The sequence below is a fragment of the Microcoleus sp. AT3-D2 genome, from assembly GCF_036705715.1.
Taxonomy (GTDB): Bacteria; Cyanobacteriota; Cyanobacteriia; order Cyanobacteriales; family Microcoleaceae; genus Microcoleus.
In genome coordinates, this window is sequence record NZ_JAUBVE010000086.1 from 7493 (window position 1) to 27969 (window position 20477).

The 20477-nt window shown below is 43.3% G+C and carries 18 protein-coding genes; 10 read left to right on the forward strand and 8 right to left on the reverse strand.

The window, feature by feature from the left end; all coding sequences use genetic code 11:
- Positions 1–40 precede the first annotated feature (40 nt).
- The 5 genes from smc (at position 41) to QUB44_RS26275 (ending at position 10127) form a co-directional block, all read left to right on the forward strand.
- The gene (gene smc / locus QUB44_RS26255; protein WP_445299929.1) at positions 41–3544 is read left to right on the forward strand and encodes a chromosome segregation protein SMC; all 3504 of its coding nucleotides are present in this window, start codon (positions 41–43) and stop codon (positions 3542–3544) included.
- Between the two features lie 68 nt (positions 3545–3612).
- On the forward strand, positions 3613–4641 hold the full coding sequence (locus QUB44_RS26260) for a PRC-barrel domain-containing protein (RefSeq protein WP_333158037.1): 1029 nt from the start codon (positions 3613–3615) through the stop codon (positions 4639–4641).
- Between the two features lie 295 nt (positions 4642–4936).
- Positions 4937–5959: an SGNH/GDSL hydrolase family protein gene (locus tag QUB44_RS26265; RefSeq protein WP_333372122.1), complete on the forward strand. Its 1023-nt coding sequence runs from the start codon at positions 4937–4939 to the stop codon at positions 5957–5959.
- Between the two features lie 142 nt (positions 5960–6101).
- Positions 6102–8282 (forward strand): hypothetical protein, encoded by a 2181-nt coding sequence (locus QUB44_RS26270; protein ID WP_333372124.1) that lies wholly within the window; start codon positions 6102–6104, stop codon positions 8280–8282.
- A gap of 12 nt (positions 8283–8294) precedes the next feature.
- On the forward strand, positions 8295–10127 hold the full coding sequence (locus QUB44_RS26275) for a DUF6798 domain-containing protein (protein WP_333372126.1): 1833 nt from the start codon (positions 8295–8297) through the stop codon (positions 10125–10127).
- A gap of 136 nt (positions 10128–10263) precedes the next feature.
- Here the strand turns inward: QUB44_RS26275 and QUB44_RS26280 are convergent, their stop codons facing one another.
- From QUB44_RS26280 to rfbC, 4 genes are all read right to left on the reverse strand, one after another.
- Positions 10264–11238: a glycosyltransferase family 2 protein gene (locus QUB44_RS26280; protein WP_333372128.1), complete on the reverse strand. Its 975-nt coding sequence runs from the start codon at positions 11236–11238 to the stop codon at positions 10264–10266.
- 83 nt (positions 11239–11321) lie between these two features.
- Positions 11322–13112, reverse strand: a complete 1791-nt coding sequence (locus tag QUB44_RS26285) for a hypothetical protein (RefSeq protein WP_333372130.1) — start codon at positions 13110–13112, stop codon at positions 11322–11324.
- 106 nt (positions 13113–13218) lie between these two features.
- Positions 13219–14091, reverse strand: coding sequence for a dTDP-4-dehydrorhamnose reductase (gene rfbD / locus QUB44_RS26290; RefSeq protein ID WP_333372132.1), 873 nt, complete (start codon positions 14089–14091; stop codon positions 13219–13221).
- Between the two features lie 2 nt (positions 14092–14093).
- Positions 14094–14639: a dTDP-4-dehydrorhamnose 3,5-epimerase gene (gene rfbC, locus QUB44_RS26295; RefSeq protein ID WP_333372134.1), complete on the reverse strand. Its 546-nt coding sequence runs from the start codon at positions 14637–14639 to the stop codon at positions 14094–14096.
- A gap of 49 nt (positions 14640–14688) precedes the next feature.
- Between rfbC and QUB44_RS26300 the strand changes: the two genes are divergently transcribed.
- Positions 14689–15363 (forward strand): methyltransferase domain-containing protein, encoded by a 675-nt coding sequence (locus QUB44_RS26300; RefSeq protein WP_333372136.1) that lies wholly within the window; start codon positions 14689–14691, stop codon positions 15361–15363.
- 232 nt (positions 15364–15595) lie between these two features.
- Here the strand turns inward: QUB44_RS26300 and QUB44_RS26305 are convergent, their stop codons facing one another.
- Positions 15596–16141, reverse strand: coding sequence for a Uma2 family endonuclease (locus tag QUB44_RS26305; protein ID WP_333372138.1), 546 nt, complete (start codon positions 16139–16141; stop codon positions 15596–15598).
- Positions 16142–16173: 32 nt separating this feature from the next.
- Between QUB44_RS26305 and QUB44_RS26310 the strand changes: the two genes are divergently transcribed.
- The 3 genes from QUB44_RS26310 (at position 16174) to QUB44_RS26320 (ending at position 17538) form a co-directional block, all read left to right on the forward strand.
- Positions 16174–16299 (forward strand): hypothetical protein, encoded by a 126-nt coding sequence (locus tag QUB44_RS26310; RefSeq protein WP_333372140.1) that lies wholly within the window; start codon positions 16174–16176, stop codon positions 16297–16299.
- Positions 16300–16332: 33 nt separating this feature from the next.
- Complete coding sequence (locus QUB44_RS26315) at positions 16333–16938, forward strand: Uma2 family endonuclease (RefSeq protein WP_445299928.1); 606 nt, start codon at positions 16333–16335, stop codon at positions 16936–16938.
- A gap of 108 nt (positions 16939–17046) precedes the next feature.
- On the forward strand, positions 17047–17538 hold the full coding sequence (locus QUB44_RS26320; RefSeq protein WP_333372142.1) for a hypothetical protein: 492 nt from the start codon (positions 17047–17049) through the stop codon (positions 17536–17538).
- 284 nt (positions 17539–17822) lie between these two features.
- Here QUB44_RS26320 and QUB44_RS26325 read toward each other — a convergent pair whose 3' ends face one another.
- From QUB44_RS26325 to QUB44_RS26335, 3 genes are all read right to left on the reverse strand, one after another.
- The gene (locus QUB44_RS26325) at positions 17823–18281 is read right to left on the reverse strand and encodes a hypothetical protein (RefSeq protein WP_333372144.1); all 459 of its coding nucleotides are present in this window, start codon (positions 18279–18281) and stop codon (positions 17823–17825) included.
- Positions 18282–18502: 221 nt separating this feature from the next.
- On the reverse strand, positions 18503–18925 hold the full coding sequence (locus QUB44_RS26330; protein ID WP_333372146.1) for a hypothetical protein: 423 nt from the start codon (positions 18923–18925) through the stop codon (positions 18503–18505).
- A gap of 78 nt (positions 18926–19003) precedes the next feature.
- Positions 19004–19342 (reverse strand): hypothetical protein, encoded by a 339-nt coding sequence (locus QUB44_RS26335; RefSeq protein ID WP_333372148.1) that lies wholly within the window; start codon positions 19340–19342, stop codon positions 19004–19006.
- 326 nt (positions 19343–19668) lie between these two features.
- On the opposite strand from QUB44_RS26335, the gene QUB44_RS26340 reads away from it, so the two are divergent.
- A complete protein-coding gene (locus QUB44_RS26340) occupies positions 19669–20154 on the forward strand; it encodes a helix-turn-helix domain-containing protein (protein WP_333372150.1) in 486 nt (161 codons plus the stop codon).
- Positions 20155–20477: the final 323 nt, after the last annotated feature.

Genomic DNA, 20477 nt, shown 5'->3' on the forward strand with positions numbered 1-20477 from the left:
AGACAACAACGGCCAATCATCTGCCAATCGAAAATCCAAAATCCAAAATCCAAAATCGGATGAGTTATCTGTTGAAGCAGAGGAAGTCGAAGGGATAGAAATTGCCGAAACTCAAGACAACAACGGCCAATCATCTGCCAATCGAAAATCCAAAATCCAAAATCCAAAATCGGATGAGTTATCTGTTGAAGACGTAGAAGAGATTGAAATCGCAGCAAGTCAAGACAACAACGGACAACTACTCGCTACTAATAAAAAATCCAAAATCCAAAATCCAAAATCGGATGAGTGGAGTGTAACGCGCAAACTTCGGGTAACTCGCCAAGGTACTTACACTTCAACTTATTACATTAACGGCCAACCTTGCACGCTGACTCAACTTCACGAACAACTCAACCGCTTACGAATTTATCCCGAAGGCTATAACGTCGTGCTACAAGGAGACGTTACCAGCATTATTTCGATGAATTCTAAGGAACGCAGAGAAATCATTGACGAATTGGCTGGGGTGGCTCAGTTCGATCGCAAAATCTCTTTAGCTAGGCAGAAGTTGGATGAAGTTAAGGAGGTGGAAGAACGCAGCAGGATTGTAGAAAAAGAGCTGATGTCTCAGCGCGATAGACTTGCTTCCGATCGCACAAAAGCGGAAAAATATCAAAAGCTGCGGGCGGAATTTCAAGAAAAGTCGCAATGGGAAATTGTGCTGAAATTCCGGCAATTGCAGCAGCAAGAATGGAAACTGCGCGAACAAATCGAAACGGGCGATCGCACTTCGGCATCTCTTACCGAACAACTGCAAACAATTAGCACCCAAATTCAAGCAGCAACCGCCGAACTAGACGCGCTGAATGCCCGCGTTAAAGCTTTGGGAGAGTCGGAATTGTTGGCTTTGCAAGCGACGATTGCGACTCAGGAAGCGGAACGGCGACAACTGCAAAACCGCAAACAGGATTTGGAAAAAACTGCTGGGCAAATGGCGGCTAATATAGCACAAACCGAGGAAGAAGTTCGGCAATTCCGGCAAAGTTTGGAGCAAATTGAGATAGAAATATCTTATGTTAAGTCTCAGCAGGGGAGTTTTCAGGAACAGCGGGACGCAGCCCAGCAAAGTTTAGATGAAAGTCGGGAAGTTGCAAATGCGATCGCCTCCACGGCCGAAGTTTGGGTACAGCAGCAAACGGAACTGCACCGCCAAATCGAAACAATTCAACAAACTTTGGAACCGCAGCGTACAGAACAAGCTACCATTGGCGAAAGAGCCGATCGCCTGCAAAGTCAAATTCAAGAACAAAACCAATCGCTGCAAGTATTGGAACAGGAAATTGCAGCGAAAAAAGAGCAGCAATATCGCCTTGTGGAAACCAAAGGCGTGGCATCTTTGCAAGTAGAATCGCTGAATCAAATTTTAGTCGAAGCCGAACAAGAATTGCAACTGCAACAGGAAACTCAAACTCGTTTGTTGGAAGAACAGCGGGAAAGACAGCGCAAATTAGACAAACTAGAAGTGCAGTTTCAAGCACTGCAAGAAGCGACGGGAACGTTTACTGCCAAAATTGTCGCGCAAAGCGGAATTGGCGGAGTTTGCGGCTTGGTGGCTCAACTGGGTAGGGTGGAACCGCGCTATCAGTTGGCTCTGGAAATTGCGGCGGGCGGGCGCATGGGAAATATGGTGGTGGAAGATGACAGCGTGGCTGCTGCTGCGATCGAATTGTTGAAACAAAAACGGGCGGGAAGGATGACTTTTTTGCCTTTGAATAAGATTAGGGGCGGCAGGTATTCGGTGAATGAAAATTTGCGGCGCGCGGCTGGGTTTGTGGATGCGGCTGTTAATTTGATTGATTGCGATTCGCGGTATCAGGAAATTTTTGCTTACGTTTTTGGCAGTACGGTTGTGTTTAGCAACCTCAGCGATGCTCGCCGCTATTTGGGACAGTACCGGATTGTCACTTTGGACGGGGAAATTTTGGAAACTAGCGGGGCGATGACTGGGGGAAGTTCTACTAATAGATCTACCTTGCATTTTGGCACGGTTGAGGCGAGTGAGGCTGCTAGTGAAGCCCGAACCATCGCATCTCTGCAAGAAAGGTTGGAGGAAATTGAGCGGATTTTGGAACGGTGCAAAATTGCGATCGATCGCGCCTCTGTTGCAGTCAAAACTCGCAGCCAAGAATTGATGGAAGCGAAACAGAATTTGCGCGAAAATCAGTTGCGCTTGGAACAGTTGGAGTCAGAAATTAAGAATTTGCAAGGGCAACAGGAACAAGTGCGATCGCAAATTGCGAAAAATACACAGGAATTAACTAATTCGCGATCGAGATTGCAGTTGCTGGAACGAGAATTGCCGGCACAGGAAACTCAATTGCAGCAGTACCGGCAAACTTTGGCGCAGTTGGAAGAGTCGAACAGTCACAGCGAATGGCAGCAAATGCAATCGAGTTTGCGCGCTTTGGAAGCGCAACTCCAAGAGCGAGAATTGGCTCTGAGAAACGTCCAGCAGCGCCTTGTAGACTTGGAAAATCAATTCGGGCGCTTGGAAGAGAAAATTAAGGAAGGCAGCGAGAAATTGCAGGAATGGCAAGTGCAGCAAAACGCGGGGGCGGATGCGCTCGATCGCATTGTTTCGCAGCAGTTAGAACTCGATCGGCAAATTGCGGAAGCTAAGGCTGCTTTGGGGGAAATTGAAGAAAAATTGGGCGTGCAGAAGGGAGAGCGCGATCGGGCGGAATCTCAACTGCGAGAGCAGCATTTAGCCAAACAGCAGTTACAATGGCAGTTGCAAAAACTCCACGAAACCCAGCAAGAACGCCGGGAACAATTAGCCGCAGTCCGCACTCTATTGGAAACGCAGCGGGCGGAAATGCCCGACCCCGTGCCGTCGATTCCTGAAAATGTCGAGAAAGCCAATTTAACGGAATTGCAGCAAGAAGTAAAGGCGATCGCCAAACGCATTCAAGCTTTAGAACCTGTCAATATGCTAGCCTTGGAAGAGTACAACCGCACTCAAGAACGCCTTCAAGAATTGAGTCAAAAATTGACGACATTGGAAGGAGAACGCACTGAACTGCTGTTGAGAATCGAAAATTTTACCACACTCAGGCGGCGCGCTTTTAAGGAAGCTTTCGACGCGGTTAACGAGAACTTCCAGACTATCTTTGCGGAACTTTCCGAAGGCGACGGCTATCTCCAGCTAGATGATCAGGAAGACCCCTTCAGCAGTGGCTTGAATTTGGTCGCTCACCCGAAGGGCAAACCCGTACAGCGGCTGGCTTCCATGTCTGGAGGCGAAAAGTCGCTGACGGCGCTGAGTTTTATTTTTGCGCTGCAACGCTACCGCCCGTCTACGTTTTACGCTTTTGATGAAGTGGATATGTTTCTGGATGGGGCAAATGTGGAGCGATTGGCTAGAATGATAAAACGACAGTCTGAACAAGCCCAGTTTATTGTTGTGAGTTTGCGGCGACCTATGATTCAATCGGCTGAGCGTACAATTGGCGTTACTCAAGCGCGGGGAGCTTATACTCAAGTCATAGGACTGAAGTTGTAGTCCCGGAGTTTATGTTAACGCTCGTGTTGAGTGATATATGTACTTAATAAATCAGGATTAAAGTTAGAATGACATCCGAACAAATCTGCCAACGCTCCGATATTCTAGGCACTCAAGTCATCACCCGCGACAGAGGTAAACGCTTGGGGGTGGTTAGTCAATTGTGGGTGGACATTGACCGGCGGGAAGTTGTGGCGATCGGTCTGCGTGATAATATATTTGCGGTCGCTGGAATGCCGAAGTTTATGTTCCTCAGCAATGTCAGCGAAATCGGCGACGTGCTGTTGGTGGAAGATGAGAGCGCGATCGAAGATGATGTTGATGTTGAAGTCTACAGCATTTTGATTAACAGCGAAGTTATTACCGAAACCGGCGAACTTTTGGGTAGGGTGCGGGGCTTTAGGTTCGACCCCGAAGACGGTAAGTTAGTTTCTATAATTATCGCTTCCCTGGGAATCCCCCAAATCCCCGACCAAGTTCTCAGCACTTACGAGTTGGGGATTGAAGAAATTGTCAGCAGCGGCCCGAATCGCTTGATTGTGTTTGAAGGTTCCGAGGAAAGGCTCAGGCAGCTTAGTGTGGGTTTGCTGGAGCGCGTTGGTTTGGGCCAAGCACCTTGGGAACGAGAAGAGGACGAGGCAGGTTATTATCCGAAACCCGTGGCTACGGGAAATCAATTGGGCCCGGGCGTGCGGATACCTGCACCGGAAATGCGGAGCCGGGTAGCTGCGCCTGCGGTGGAGGAAGTTCCTTGGGACGAGGATTTAGACTGGAATCGGCCTGCGGTTCGCCAGCCGCCGATGCGCGCGGTGCAGGTACAGCAGCCTGAGCCAATAATCGACGATTACGACGATTACGAAGAGGATAATTGGGGCGGTGAGGAGGACGATTACGAGGAGGAGTACGAGGAGAAGCCGCAATACACTCGCGCTGAGATTTCTCGCCCGAAGCAGCCGGTGGTGGAGTACGAGTACGAGGATGATGTGGAGGCTGATGCTTGGGCTGACGATGAGGCACCGAAGCCTTACCAGGCTCCTCGGGTGAATATCCCTGAGAAGACTAAGACTCCTGAGTACGAGGAGGAGCCTGGTTATTAGGAATTAATCCATCGCTTGGGCGAGGGCGGGTTTACTAGATTGTTTGTTTTAGACATAGATAGTGGGTGAAATCCGCCCCTACAATTACCTGTAGGGGCGGATTTTATAAACAATATTTGATGTTCAGAAACAATTTAGATCAACCCGCCCTCACACAGCCGATAATCTAGATTAACCTGATGTTCAAGATCATCCAAAAAAATGTAGATTCCGATGATTCATTGGGCAGGGGCGGGTTTATTATATTGTTGGTCTTACGCCGATATGGTTGGTCAAACCCGCCCTACGATAAATTATGAAAAAAAAAATTATTAAAACCTCTATATTCAGATTAATAACATATCTAATTTTTCCTATTTTTTTATCCACCACCACGGCTGAAATTGTCTTGCGAGTTGCGGGATACAAACCATGGCAAATAGAAAATGTTGATGTTGCGGTTGAACCAAAAGGTAACTTTTTTACCAAAGACTCGGAACTCGGCTACAAGCATTTGCCGGGTAAATTCAAGGTAACGCTTAACGGCAATTACTCATTTAATGCTACTCACCTCAATAATAGTTTAAGAATCACACATCCCCTCACTACTTACAATCAATCCTCAAAAAAACCTGAACTTTGGATATTTGGCTGTTCTTTTACCTACGGTTGGTCATTGAATGACAGTGAAACTTATCCTTGGTTACTGCAAGAGAAATTACCCAAATATGAAATAGTTAATTTTGGCGTTAACGGCTACGGCACGCTGCACTCGTTGATTCAATTCAAAGAAGCACTCAAACAAGGAAATAAACCCAAAATTGCGGTGATTGCTTATGCGGGATTTCATGACCGCCGCAATACTTTATTAAGGGCGAGAAGAAAGCAAATGGCTGCTTGGAATAAACTGGGTATTTTATTCCAGCCCGATGCTAGGCTGAATGGAGAAAATAATTTTACCTACAGCATGGCAAAACTTGAATATCGCGAGTTCCCCCTGATGCGGGTTTCTGCATTAATCCATTTTTTGGAGGTTAATTATAATCAATTTGAAGAGGGATTGTATAAAAGCCATGAGGTTTCTAAGGCAATTATTGAAGAATTTAACCGGGTGGCTGAGGCTAATGGTGTTAAGTTAGTTGTGGCGGGAATTAATGCGGGTTCTGCTAAGATGTTGGAGGAGTTAAGTGAGGAGGGAATTGCTACGGCGGATATTTCGGTTGATTTGAAAATACCTGCTAATAATAATTTACCTCATGACCTTCATCCAAGTGCGATCGCCAATCGGCAATATGCAGAAAAGTTGGAAGGTTTTTTGCAAGGTAGTGTTTTAAGGTAACAATCTTGGACGCGCATCCATACCAAAGAAACCGGGTTTTTACCGAAATTAAAGGCTTTGATGCAAGATTTTGGCAAAAAAACCCGGTTTCTGACTACCCGTGCCTCCAGGACTATACAATTGATTTAGGGTTGCTAGGCTGATGGGATTATTTGATTTTGTTTCTTTTAAATTGCCTCGAAAATTTATAAGTGATGGTTTTTTCCTGTTTTTACTTGTTCTTATAACAGTTGCAGTAACATCAATCTATGTATCCAGCGAACATACTTTTTATTGGTGGGATTATGCGGGCTACAACACTGCTACAGTCAACACGGCAAATTTATTTCGAGAGTCGCCAGATAAAGCATGGCGCGGAGTTATAGAATCGCTATCTAAGGAAAAAAACCTATTAATCTCTTTGCCATTAGTGCCGTTTATTCTCTTATTTGGCGAATCTCGGCTGAGTTACATTCTCAGCGTATCCCTAATTTATGTGCTGCCGTTTCGCCTGTTGCTGGGGGCAATTTCGGCAAAGCTAATTCCCGTTTATCCCCGCCGGGTGTTTTGGTCAACTGTGCTGCTGAGTTTATTAATTCCGATGAGTTGGATACCGACTCTGCGGGGATATCTAGATACTGGCGGGTGTGTTTTTGTGGCCTTGGCAATTTTGGTTTATTTGCAGGATGTTAAGCTGAAATCTTGGTGGAAAATCCCGTTAATTGGGTTTTTGCTGGCGGTGGCTATTCTGTTGCGGCGCCATTTTGCTTATAGTGCGATCGCATTTTTTGGTGCCGCGACTTTACAGGCTTTCATCGAGTTTATTATACTAATATATCGTAACAAAACCGCCTTTTCATCTCCCAAAAACAAGGACGTGGCAGTGTCGTTTTCCTACAGATACTTGTTTGAATCCGGTGTAAAGTTAGGGTTAATAGCTGCAACTAGCTTGACTATTTTAATGTTGGTAGCGGGAGATTTTACTCGCAGTGCTCTGACGGTTGACTACCGCAATTTGTATGTCGCTTGGAGTTTGCCTGTAAATGATATTTTAACTCGTTATGCGGATTTTTACGGTTTAGGAACTTGGCTACTGGTACTGATTGGTTTTTCTGCGGGAATTCTCACCCGAACTATGGTTCCGGCGGCGGCTATTTTTGTTTCGTTGTTTGGGGTTTTGTCGCTGATTGAATGGCTGTTAGTGTTGCGTTACGGGTACTTGCACTATACAATTCATATTACACCGATCGCACTTTTAGGAATATCCACATTTTTCTGGACAACTTGGCTGACACTCAAGGGAAAAGTCCGGTATTTGATGCTGGGCGCGGCGGGTTTGTACCTGGTTTTGAATGCCGCAGTCGGGTTAATTCCTCTCAAAATTGATTTGCCAAGACTGTTTGTGGGTAATTTTCCGCCGTTAGTGCGATCGGACTACGACGAAGTTGTAAAATTAGTAGAGTTTCTGCGAAAATTAGCACCCAACGAAGAACCAATTTATATTGCCGGTGCTTCTAACAGTTTTAATGCTAATATCCTCAGACAAGCCAACCGAAAATTAAACCCGCCGGAGGGTTGGTGGAAATTAAATACAATCGGGAGGCCGCAAATTGACTCGCGCGATACTTACCCGCTACCGGAGTTGTTGCAGTCACAATATGCCCTAGTTGCTGTACCTTTTCAGCAGGTGTTACCGACTGACGAACAAGTTTTGCGATCGCACGAACAAGATGTTGTTAAAGTTGTGTACGATGCCTTTACTCAAAACTGGGAAATTGCGCGCGATTTCCAATTGCTACCGGAACAGTTTAAGCTAGAAAACGGCGTGACTGTCAGCGTTTATCGGAGGATGCGGCCGACTGATACAGCAACGGCAGTTAGGACTTTGGATGCGATGCAGCAGCAAATAGTCGATCGACCGGGCACGCAGTTAGATTGGATTAGTTTGCATCAATCAATCTACACAAGTGCCAATTATTCTGTCACTCAAGAATCGGATAACCTATATAAAATTGTAACTCATCCAATTAAAAACAGCAAGAAACTCGATACATCTTTCCTGTATTTAGGTTCCATCTCAGACAAAGCGAAAGTTACCGGCAAACTCAATTTACCTAACAAACAATGTCCGGGAGTTGCCCTGCGCTTGACTTTGTGGAACAAGCAAGGTAAATTAATAGACTCAGCAGAGATGGCTTATAGTCAAAAAAGTGCGATCGGCTTAAATCTATTAGTTGAGGGCAAAAATCCCCTTTATCTGCTGCTTGAGGTATTGAGTAGTAGCAAACAGGATTTAACAAACCAATGCCAACTGGAGATTAATAATTTAGCTGTCAATAGGTAAATTGAACCCTCAATGCAGAAATATCAAAAATCCAACTGGTATTTTAATCTATCTCTCTATACTTTTGTCATCATCGGCTCTCTGATGGCAACTGGCTATATTTTCCCCATTGGAGGCAATTTTCCCGAAGTGCCGCCCATTCAATTTATGTTAAATCCTGAACTCTACAAAAATGACTATTACGTTCAGGAAATGGTTAAATTTAATCCGAGATACTACTATTACTATATCATCTATTTCCTCGCAAGCTTAGGAACCAGCATTCCCCTAGCGCATTTTATTTATCAATTCCTAGCCTTTGGTTCATTTATCCTCGCTTGCTACGCAATTATCAATATCTATACTAATTCCAAACTGCCTGCCGCAGCGATGGCTTTTTTATGTATAGCCGCTTCATTTACAGATGTTGGTAACACCCTGATATTTTCCACCAAATCAGTACCCAGCACCTTCGCAATGGGTTTCGGAATTTGGGGAATTTACTTTAGTTTGCGCCAGAAATGGCTGACAGGATATTTCTTTTTTGGACTGGGTTGTCTGCTGCAATTTTTAGTTGGTTTGTTACCTGGATTGATGATGGTTCCCGTTTTATTTATTGAATCTGTAAGACAGCGGAAGTTTAAAATATTGATTTTGGCGATCGCACTTTTAGCAGCAATGGCAAGTATCGTTTACGTACCGATGTTATTAACAGGTACTACCAGCACTCACACTATCGACAACGCCGAGTTTGTCTACATTCACGCCAAAGTCCGCAACCCCCACCACATCCTCCCGTCAAATTGGGATGTCGGGAATTGGTTCAACTTTATATGTTTCATAATGGGTGGCTTGCTGTGCATCAAAAATTCCGATTTATTGCCAAAAGAAGACAAGGTTAATTTTTATGTGATTGTTGGTACATCCATTTTTGGATTGTTTCTAAATTACATATTTGTAGAGATTTATCCGCTGGCTTTTATCGCCAAACTACAGTTAGCTAGAACTGTACCTTTTGCTCAATTAATTATATTTATTGCTGTTGCTTTGACCGTCGAGCAACTTTACAGAGAAAAACAAATAGCTATTAGCTTGTCGCTGTTAGCTGTACTAACTTTGCCTTTTAGGGGCATCATTTTTTTAGGATTATCAGTTTGGCAAACAAAAAATTACGTATTGCCCAAACGATATAATATATTTTTGTGGATTTTTGCAGCAGGAACGGTTATTTTCAGCTTGATATATCCGCTGAGTGATTCATGGGAAATAATGGGCGATCGAATAATTAGCATCCCAATCTTTTTCTCAATCCTCGCCTTCCCATTCATTTTAGAAGAAACATCCCTTGCTACATCTATAAAACAGACTCTAACTCACACATTAGCCTTAATAACTACCGCCACCTTAGTTTTTGGAGTAGCAGGAATTCTGCCCAAACCTATATTAAATGTATTTCAAACAAGAGTTAATATCAATGCCGTTCCCAGAGATGACTTAAGCAAATTAGCTGTGCGATTTTCCCAAAGTAGCAGCCGCGATTCACTCGTATTAATTCCACCTTCAGTTACCAACTTCCAGTTTTTCTCCGAAAGAGCGATTGTCGTCAACTTCAAGAACTTTCCCTTTACCGAAAAAGGCATCAAAGAATGGCAAACTCGCATGGAAACCGTTTTAGGGGTTCCCTTAAACCCGCAAATGATTTGGGGAGGAAATGACTTTTTCATCCGACGCAGCAGTGCAGATTTAGTCAAAGTAGCCAGAAACTACCATGCCGATTATATCCTGACTCGCAGCGATTGGCATCCAAATATTGACGGAGAAATAGTAGAGCAAGAAGGCAAATGGATACTGTTTAAAATTAGATAATAGGTAATTGGTAAAACTTGTTAAATCCAAATATGACTTTTATCTTAGTCGGCGGAGGCAGACTTTGCTTGTGTAGAAGCAATTTCAAGATCCGATTTATCTGCGTTAATTAGCGTTAATCCGCCTTAATCTGCGGTTAAATATCAAAACCCGAATCATCAATAATTTCGCTAATTTGCTTGTCCACATAATCAGCGTCCACATTCCGCGCCATCAACTCAGCTAAAATCCCCAAAGAAATCAACTGCACCGACAGAATTGTACACAAAATCCCAAAAAATAACAAAGGTCGATTCCCGATCGGCCCAAAATTCATCCCCGCCAAATTCAGAAACCAAATAACTATCAAATAACTCAGCGAAACAGTTCCAACCAAGCCAAAACACAATCCCAAACCGCCAAACAAATGACCCGGTTTGTGTAAATACTGCGTCGTGGCTAACACCGTCAACAAATCAATAAAACCCCGCGCATAACGTTCCCAGCCGTAATTCGATTTTCCGTGCTTTCGCGGATGATGTTCCACAACTACTTCGCCAATTTTAAACCCTAAATTGTTTGCTAAAGCCGGAATGTAGCGGTGCAATTCCCCGTACAATTTAATCGACTGCAAAACTTCCCTACGGTAAGCTTTAAAACCGCAATTCATATCGTGCATTTGCACCCCTGTCAGCAAACACGCAACGGCATTAAACAGCTTGGAAGGCAAAGTTTTAGAAAGCGGGTCGTTCCGCTTTTTTCGCCAACCGGAAACTAAATCAAATCCCGATTCTAAATGATGTAAAAATTTGGGAATTTCAGCGGGGTCATCCTGAAGGTCAGCATCGAGAGTAAAGATAATTATCCCTGCTGCATTGCGAAATCCTGCTGAAAGTGCGGCGGATTTGCCAAAGTTGCGACGCATTTTAATCGCTTTAATTAGTTTGGGATGTTGGCTGGCTAAATCTGTAATTTGTTGCCACGAATAATCGCGGCTACCGTCATCTATGAAAATGACTTCGTAACTGTCAATTTCTGTTTGGAACATGACAAGTTGGATTTTGTCAAACAGCAATTTGAGGGTGGCTTCTTCGTTGTGAACTGGGATTACGAAGCTGAGATGTTTTGGCATAGGGCTATTCTATTTTATTTGTGTTGTAAATGAGATTTTTTTATTAACCGCAGAGGGCGCAGAGGAGGAGAAAGAGAGGTTTTTTAGTTTTTATTGATAACTTGGGAGTTTCGCAAGGCTACCCAACCTTTGCGGTTTTTAAAGGATGCATAGGCTGTCAATAATTTATCTGTTGGTGATGTTTGAATGTATCCTCTCCAAGCTGCGAATTCGTAGGAAGGGCCGAACAAGTTAACTAAATCTGGGCGCGGAAATCCTGACATGGCAAAACCTCGAACGACATTTTCTTGGTTGAGAATGGCAATACATTTTACATTGTTTTCGGGGTCTCCTACCCAGCCAATTACTCTCGCTGCTGTTGGTGCAAGTTTGGTGGCTGTATCAAAATATCCGGGTACTCCGTCTTTGGGCGCTGACAGTAAATTTGCGTCGATTTTTGTGTCTAATGCTGCACAAAAATTGTGTTTTTTGATGTCTCGGTTAAATGGTACTAAGTTGTTAGTTTTTAAGGCGTCGATTAACCCGATAAAAGCGGCTGGTTTGTTGCCTACGCGGTCTTTAATTAGCGTTACGTCGGTGATGCCTAATTGCAGTGATAATGCTACTAACGGTTGATAGGTTGCTCTGCGGGCGATCGCCATTGCAGTTTCGCCTCCCACCCCGTACATTAAAATAATCGCGACTGTGGCGACTGCAAACAGCGGTGTCAGCCAACGCCCTTGAATTCTTGGTGTTGGCTGCAACTCGCGCACCCACAATACTGTCAGCACAATTGTGCTCATCCAAAACAAAGCTGGGAGTGTTGCGTAGCGGGAAGCGGTGGCCTGTTCGACGCCAAATCCCGATCGACTAACCGCGGCCATTAACGCTGTTTGCAGCGTGTAAAGTTGGATTGATAGCCAAGGCAGCCAATCCGGGCGATCGACCTTTTTTACAAATAGCCAATAACCCACAAAACCCGTCGCTGCAATCAAACCAATTATACCAATAATTGAAGCAAAAATAATATTTTCGCTAAAAATTCCGCCGAGATAAGTGGGAATATATTCGAGAGCTTTGAGCGGGTTAATTTTAGTTAAAGAAGGGTGATGAGATGGAGTTTTATAAGTTAAAAAATAAATCCCAATCACTGCAATCGAAGCAATGAAATACAAATAAGTTATGCGCCGAGGAAACCGCAGCACAACAGCAGCAGCACACAATATCGGCCACAAAGCTAAAGGAGTGCTGTAACTAATACAGCCTAAAACGCCAAAAATAATGCTGCCAATTACCCACTTATTTTGTTTCCATCCTTCGTTACCAGGCTCTGCCTGGGAATGAATATCCAGAGGCTCCGCCTCCCTCTTTCTTGACAAAAGCGTCACATAAGATTGCAAACAAAATATCGAACAAATCACAAATAAATTAGCAATTATCCAGTGAACGCCGCTGAATCCCCGCATCCAATTGTGAGCTGCCGCCGGAGTAAAATTAAAAATAGAAATGCAAAGGACTAGCGATATTAATTGCAGCGGAAAACGCTTCAAATTTAACGGCAGCAGAGCAATTAATACGTGGCACTGAATCCAAGCCAAGAACCAGGCAACTAAACACAAACCAATATTTGAACCTTGGGTGACAACTATATTCAAGCCATAAATAATTGCCGGAATCAAGACAAAATGCTCGTTCGCCCGGAATATCCAATTAAAAGGATTTGTAGAGAAACCGTCTACTGAATAAAAATTCCACGTCATCCACCAATAATCAAAATTAGACAAGTCTCCCGCTTGTGATATCAGGTACAAAATATATGACGCTGGTATTAGAATGCCGAAAACTGATGCGGCAATTAAAACATATTGTTGCTTGATTTTCATGGATTCAGACATGGGGAGATTTTTAATGGGTAGCAGCGGGTTTAGCCTAGAAACTTTGCATCTAACAGATGATTTCTGAGCAAAACCCGCCCTCGCGTTTTGAGTGTTCCTCAATTTTTTATTTCACTTCTCTTGTCAGCATTTGTCTGAGCCCTTGCCGCCAGTGGGGAGGATGCGTGCCTAGAAGTGCTGATATTTTCACGGTAGAGAGGACAGAAAAAGCCGGACGTTTTGCGGGTGTCGGATATTCGGAGGTGGTGATGGGAATTACGCGCTGAACTTTTAGGGGAAGACCGAGTTTTGCTGCTTCCTCAAAAATGGCGATCGCAAAATCGTACCAGCTACAAACACCGCTGTTAGTGTAGTGGTAAGTCCCAAAAGTTTCTTGCCCAAGGAGAGGAATAATTTGCGAAGTGGCCGCACTTAAATCGCCCGTCCAAGTAGGGCTTCCGATCTGATCTGCTACTACTCGAATTTCTTCCCTTTCCTTTCCCAACCTCAGCATGGTTTTGACAAAATTACCTTTGCCGCCGTTGCCGTAAACCCACGCGGTTCTAATAATAATATGTCGGTTCCCCGCTTTCCGAATTGCTTCCTCGCCTGCTAATTTCGACTGGCCGTAACTTCCCAGCGGATTCGTAGAATCTGTTTCCAAATAAGCAGAACCGTGGCTGCCGTCAAATACATAATCAGTGGAAAAGTGAATCAAACTTGCTCCCAGTTTTTCGCATTCTTCTGCGAGAATTCCGGGTGCAATACCGTTTACTGCGTTTGCTAATTCCGGTTCGCTTTCCGCTTTGTCTACCGCAGTGTAAGCACCCGCATTGACGACTAAATCCGGTTGAATTTCAGCCATTGCCTGACGGATGCTTTCGGGTTGGGATAAGTCCAGGCGAGTGCGATCGACCGCAATAACCTCTCCCGAAGATAATAAAATCGGCTGCAATTCTTGAGCTAGCTGTCCGCTGCCACCTGCGAGTAAAATTTTCATAATCAAAACACTTGAGCTCTTTTCAACGTTTGTCCAGCTTGGTCTTTAGCTGATAAGATTGGTTGGGCACCATCTAGCGGCCAGTCGATCGCCAAATCGGGGTCATTCCACAGGATACACCGCTCGTGTGCCGGTGCGTAATAATCTGTAGTTTTGTACAAAACTTCAGCCGTCTGGGAAACCACTAAAAAACCGTGAGCAAATCCCGCCGGCACCCAAAATTGCCGCTTATTTTCTGAACTAAGCAAACACCCAACCCACTGCCCAAAAGTCTGCGAACTTTTTCTAATATCCACCGCTACATCAAATATTTCGCCAGCAACTACCCGCAGCAATTTGCCTTGAGGCTGCTGCATTTGGTAGTGCAAACCGCGCAGCACATTTTTAGAGGATTTGGAATGATTGTCTTGAACAAATTCGGCTGTCACGCCTGTTTTTTCGACAAAAGCTTTGTGGTTGAAACTCTCAAAAAAGAAACCGCGATCGTCTCCGAAAATTTTCGGCTCAATGATCAGAACTTCCGGTATTTCGGTAGATATAACATTCATAGTTAGCTGTGAAAGTGATAAACTCATACTCTGTCTAGGCTATTTTACTATGAAAACTGACACATATCTCAAAAAGTTGTATGCCAACCGCTTTGATTCCCGACAAATGCAAGCGAAGGTGGCACTCTGGAAAGTTTTAATTGACGATTTTTTACAAAATTATGTTCCTCCCGAATCAGCGGTTTTAGATATAGGTGGCGGTTACTGCGAGTTTATAAATCAAGTTATGGCTGAAAAAAAATGTTTAATTGACCTTAATCCCGATTCAAAGCTATTTGCTAATGCTGATGTGAATGTGCTTAATATTGATGTGTTGAATTTGGACGCTTACACATCTTTTACCGAACAGTTCGATCGTATTTTCATCTCAAATTTTTTTGAACACCTCCGCAACAAAGAGGAACTTGTAGAAATTATCTCCTTTTGCTTCGAGGCCCTCAAGCCTAGCGGTTCTCTGTTGATAATCCAGCCTAATTTCAAATACTCCTACAAGGAATACTACGATTTTATCGACCATCAATTACCGATAACGCATTTATCGCTGCAAGAGCTTTTACAAACTGTCGGGTTTAAAATTGACCTGATTCTACCGAGATTTTTACCGTTTTCGACGAAAGGCAGACCCGCCTCGCCCTTGCTGTTAAAAGTTTACTTAAAATTGCCTTTTTTGTGGCGATTTTTGGGAGGGCAAATGTTTGTTAAAGCATTGAAACCAAACAATTGAGTATCTTCCTCAATAGACCTCTTGCAAAATAATTTTGTGCTATCATAGAAAGTTTAGACAATTTTTAAATCTAGCAGGTCCGGCAAGTTTAAGGAGATGCCAATCAACCCAATAATTCAAAGTTTGACCTAAACTTGAGCAAACTTTTGAGTATAACACATATTTTTTTTGCAAGAGGTCTAATATCGCCACTTGCCGTCAGAGGCTGAAAATGAGAATGTAGGGAAATCGCTCATTTTAATAATTCATCTACTGGAATGCTAAAACCTGGTAAAACAATTTGAGTGCTAACAGCTTCGCCAGCAATAAAGATGCTTCTGGTTTGTTTTGTTACTACAATAATCCATTGGTTTTCAGGATATACCAGCCAAACTTCCTCACTTCCGGATTCTAAATATTCTGTAGCTTTAGCAATTACATCTTCCGCCAAATCAGTTGGCGAAACAATTTCAGCACATAAAGGAAAACTTTGCGGGAGCACTTTGAGATTGCCAAATTGGGCTGCTAATTCCGGGGGAAGGTAGGCAACATCAGGATAGCGCCCCTGGTTGTTTGTGCGGCAGGGAACATCAGTATAAACCTCCCCTCCTTGTCCGCTAGAGTCTTTGTACGTTCTCCAATAAAAGTAAAGATTTCCTTGCACCTTGCTATGCTTGAGAGTCATGCCATTTTTCTCCAATAATTCGCCATCAACCCACTCTTGCAGATCCGGTGGACTTTCCATCCATGCTTCTAGAGAGTAGATTTTCGATTGGGCAACAACTGTAGAGGTTATCATGTTTTTGCGTCTGGGCGGGGAACTTTTTTTCTATGATACCAGATGCGATCGAGCTTTGGCTGACAAAAGGGCGATCGCACTTTGTAGATGGCACTTTTAAGTGTTATTATAAAAGTTACCAACTATCCAGCATTTCTGGCTTTGCCCAATTAGGATGAAGCTGCCATAAGAGCATTATATTGAGGACAAAAATGATGACACAAACTCAATCATCCGTCGCCCTTGCACTCAATATTCCACTAACACTAACACTCACCGTTACCCGCGAACAGTTCATTGAATTGGCGATCGCCAATCGGGAGTTACAATTAGAACGCACAGCAACAGGAGAATTAATCGTGAACCCACCAACCGGAGGCGACACAGGATATCGGAATCTGGATATAGAAGGGCAACTCTGGCTGTGGAATCGGCGGACTAGACTCGGTAAAGCATTTAATTCTTCTACTGGTTTTCACCTGCCAAATGGGGCAGATCGCTCTCCTGATGCGTCTTGGGTGCGTCAAGAAAGGTGGGACGCACTCACCCCAGAACAAAAAGAAGGCTTTCTTCCCTTAAGTCCTGATTTTGTGGTAGAACTTCGTTCTAAAAGTGACAATATGAAGCCACTGCGAGAGAAAATGAAAGAATACATGGAAAACCAGGTTCGTTTAGGTTGGTTGATAGATAGGAAAAATCGAAAAGTGGAGATTTACAGGCAAAGTCAAGATGTAGAAGTGCTGGACAATCCTGCAACTTTGTCGGGTGAAGATGTGTTGCCGGGGTTTGTCTTGGATTTGACAGAAGTTTGGGGATAAATGCTGAGTCGTGTTAAAAATGGGCGATCGCGCGATCGGGCATACCTCATCTTCTAAGGTGGGAAAATTGATAGATATACAAACAAACACATTGCGATTTCCAACATTATGATCGATCGCAAAATCTTACAAGAATATCGAGAATATAGCTTTCGTTCATACTTTGAATTACCTTACGAAACAGACGAAATTTTAGCAGAATTTGATTACTCGCTAATTAAAGCTGAGTTAGGTCTGCCGCATACGTCTAGAGAACTAGGAGAAATAGGCTCTCTAAAACAAAGAATTAGAGCAACTTTGCCTTTTCTCAGTCTTAGCAGCGAAACAGCTAGAAGAGAATCTTTAGTATCGCCTGTTTTGCTGGATCTCGTTCGATACTGCCAATGTCAACTGCGATTTGAGTATACTCTAAACGTTAATAGCTGGTTAAAAGGAAATTTAGATTATCTGGTGCAGTCAAACCAAGACTTGCTAGTTATTGCAGCCACAAACGACGATATGACTAGAGGATTTACTCAACTAGCTGTAGAATTAATTGCTATGTCGCACGTTGCCGACAAAAAGATTTTTTACGGGGCGGTGACAATGGGAGATGTCTAGCGATTTGGCAAGTTAAATCCAAGTAAGCAGACAATTTTTCAAGATGTAAATTTGTTTAGAGTGCCTGATGATTTAGAAGATTTAATTAAGGTAATGGTGGGAATTTTAGACGGTGTGGTAATATAATTATCTCAAATATTAACAGTAGGAATTAGGAGCGATCGCTTTTGCCAAACATTTATTATACCTACTTAATCCAAGGTGGCAGATTGCCATAATTTAGCCTTTCTACATATTTAAAAGGGCTGTTAATGTGTTGTCAGCACAGATTAGCTAAGTATCAATCAATTTGGCAAAGAAGGTGGTGGTGGGGGAGATTGAGAGGGTCTAGGAATATAGGTAGGTTTGGGACGACAAGCTTCTATAACCGCATTTCTAAACTGTTCTACCCGTTCAGTTTTTCTATAAAACAGAATTAGATTGGTTCTTGTGGTGTAAATGGCAATATAGCGCTGTTTGACAACAAAGGCTAAAACAATGAAAATAATGCCAATGAAGAACCAGAGGGTAAAAATTCCTAGCCAAAACAGCCACCAAGTACAGCCTTCTCCAATTTCAACTCCTTTGACATCTTGAATCGGAACGACAATTTCTTTAGTTTCTAATCCGAAAAATTCTTCAGATTTAGTTTGTAAGGTATCGCCGACAATTTTAATCGTCAGGTTGCCACTGGTTTGGACAGCAATCACGCCGATGAATTTACCAGTAGTACCACTAATTTGCGTGACAGAATTAGATTTCATCTTGTTCAAAATAACCTTTGATTAAATTGATTAGCCTTGCCTTCATTTAGAAATAACAAAGGGTATAGAAGTAGGCTCGTCCTTCTTGACTTAATTTTGAGGTTTCGACATACTCTTGGGACACTTATAATTCCATTTGCCGCCTTTCCAAGGTACATCATGAAAGTAAACTTTCGAGCCATGTGAACACTCAGTAATTAGGTTTTGCGTCCAAGATTTAATTAGGCAATGGTGTAGAAGTAGGCTCGACCTTCTTTAGTTAGACTTGCTTTACCTAATGCCACAAGTACCACTAATGCTTCCTGAGCGTAGTAGTCAAGTTTATGATCAGAGTTATAGGGAAGATTCAAGTTTTTAGCGACTGGCTGGAGAACGGTAGCAGCATCTTTTGGTGTAACTTTACAACCCTTAAGTTTGTTGTATAGATACTCCACAGCTTTGTCAGGAATGTCGTAAGAGTAAGTCACTTGTTCCCGATTAGGGTTGATTTGCTCTACTCGGTAAGAATCCTCTTGGTAGTAGACTCGGCGAGAGTTACGCAGTTCGACTTGCCCAATAAACTTAATCAATGGTTCCTCCTGTTTTAGTTGAGCGATCGCATTTTTCCAACATCCTCCTGTAGCGGTAAGGTGGGCAAGGTCCACCTTACAGATAGAGCCCGTGCGTAAATCCTGTTCGTCTTTAGAAACCGAAGGGTTACGAAGCCTAATTCTACCTATCTTTTAACAGCCAAACTCTTCGTTAAGTCTGCGTCTCATTTCCCCAGAGATAGGTAAATTCCGAATTTCTCCGCACAGACGCGACTTTGACTCTCCGTTTTGAAGGCGCTGTGTGTAAATTCCAATTAGCAAGGCTTCAAGACCATACTTAGACAACATTTCTGTAGCTAAACCGATGATTCCAAGCAGTGCAATTCCGCCTAACATACCTGCTGGGCCACCTAACGCTGCTAAAGCTGTTGTAATTGCAGCCGCACCTGCTAAACCTGTAGTTCCCATCACAATTAACAGCATAATTGCGGGCAATCCCAATGCCGCAGCTTTTCTAACAAATTCATCCATTTTACGATACCTCACTCTTTTAATTAAAAAGTCCATTCATGTCCTGGATAGTCAAGGGCTGTTCTGACAGATGTCAAATCAGCCAGGTCTTTGAAAGGACTAGACTTAGATATTTCGGTAATTGAAGTCTTCGATGGCTTAATAACTCTGTCTAGCAGAAAACGGTACCTCGCAAGAAGTGAGCCTTCCCCGGATTCCCGGTGTACAATTAATCACGATTCTGCTTTCCCTGATACTAATCTAACTACCCTTAACAAAGAAACTAATAAGCATTAGGAATTGTGTTAGACTTTGATTATAAAAAATCCATAAACCTATCCCCTGCAATGGCATCATCTAACGATCGCTTCCCCGAAGCTGCCCGCGACTGGGACTTAGAAACCCTTTACACAGACCTCGCATCCGCCAAGGGAAAGCGACTCACGCCCACAGAGAAACAACATTTACGGGGTCTACTCTGCGGCTACAGTCCCGCCGAAATTGCCGAAACCCTCAGTAAAAACCCCAAGGGAATTGCCGTAGATTTCTGTAATACTTTATACCAACATGTAAAAAATCTTGTAGGCAAAGCGGATGAAAAGGTAGAAAACTGGAGGAAAATTTGTGAATGGCTGGAGGACGCAGGATATAAAACTCAGTCGTCTCCCGAACTTGAATCAGGCGATTGTTTATCAGCAAAAATTATAATAAAAAAAGCAAATGTAGTTCTTGATAAAAATCAAATTATAGTTGATATCAACCTGCGAATAGTAGCCTCTTCACCTTCAGAAATTCCCATGATCGAAAACCTCGACCTCAACGGCAATAATTAACATAAGACTTACGCACTCCGACTAAAGAAACCGGGTTTTTCAACCAGGATCAAGGGCTAGAACCAAGAATTGTCGTAAACAAGCCCGGTTTCTGCGTAAGTCTTATGTATGTAGGGAAACGGCACTGCCCATTGGTGTCAACTTAATGTCAAACCGACCGTCTCTCTTGTTTGTATCGGAGTCTAGATCCCCCCTAACCCCCCTTAATAAGGGGGGGATAAGAGTCTTCTCAAAGTCCCCCTTCTTAAGCTATGCTTTATAAACATCTTTATTAACAAGAAAGTTGACAAAAGTAACTACTTGTGTAGGGGATATGGGGGATC

Bases quoted from the DNA above. Each gene is read 5' to 3' on its own strand.
- QUB44_RS26280 (WP_333372128.1), bottom strand. From the start codon at position 11,238: ATGCCAAAACATCTCAGCTTCGTAATCCCAGTTCACAACGAAGAAGCC.
- QUB44_RS26310 (WP_333372140.1), top strand. From the start codon at position 16,174: ATGATACCAGATGCGATCGAGCTTTGGCTGACAAAAGGGCGATCGCAC.
- rfbD (WP_333372132.1), bottom strand. From the start codon at position 14,091: ATGAAAATTTTACTCGCAGGTGGCAGCGGACAGCTAGCTCAAGAATTG.
- QUB44_RS26305 (WP_333372138.1), bottom strand. From the start codon at position 16,141: ATGATAACCTCTACAGTTGTTGCCCAATCGAAAATCTACTCTCTAGAA.
- QUB44_RS26320 (WP_333372142.1), top strand. From the start codon at position 17,047: ATGATCGATCGCAAAATCTTACAAGAATATCGAGAATATAGCTTTCGT.
- QUB44_RS26285 (WP_333372130.1), bottom strand. From the start codon at position 13,112: ATGTCTGAATCCATGAAAATCAAGCAACAATATGTTTTAATTGCCGCA.
- rfbC (WP_333372134.1), bottom strand. From the start codon at position 14,639: ATGAATGTTATATCTACCGAAATACCGGAAGTTCTGATCATTGAGCCG.
- QUB44_RS26260 (WP_333158037.1), top strand. From the start codon at position 3,613: ATGACATCCGAACAAATCTGCCAACGCTCCGATATTCTAGGCACTCAA.
- QUB44_RS26340 (WP_333372150.1), top strand. From the start codon at position 19,669: ATGGCATCATCTAACGATCGCTTCCCCGAAGCTGCCCGCGACTGGGAC.
- QUB44_RS26275 (WP_333372126.1), top strand. From the start codon at position 8,295: ATGCAGAAATATCAAAAATCCAACTGGTATTTTAATCTATCTCTCTAT.
- QUB44_RS26315 (WP_445299928.1), top strand. From the start codon at position 16,333: ATGATGACACAAACTCAATCATCCGTCGCCCTTGCACTCAATATTCCA.
- QUB44_RS26300 (WP_333372136.1), top strand. From the start codon at position 14,689: ATGAAAACTGACACATATCTCAAAAAGTTGTATGCCAACCGCTTTGAT.
- QUB44_RS26325 (WP_333372144.1), bottom strand. From the start codon at position 18,281: ATGAAATCTAATTCTGTCACGCAAATTAGTGGTACTACTGGTAAATTC.
- QUB44_RS26265 (WP_333372122.1), top strand. From the start codon at position 4,937: ATGAAAAAAAAAATTATTAAAACCTCTATATTCAGATTAATAACATAT.
- QUB44_RS26335 (WP_333372148.1), bottom strand. From the start codon at position 19,342: ATGGATGAATTTGTTAGAAAAGCTGCGGCATTGGGATTGCCCGCAATT.
- QUB44_RS26270 (WP_333372124.1), top strand. From the start codon at position 6,102: ATGGGATTATTTGATTTTGTTTCTTTTAAATTGCCTCGAAAATTTATA.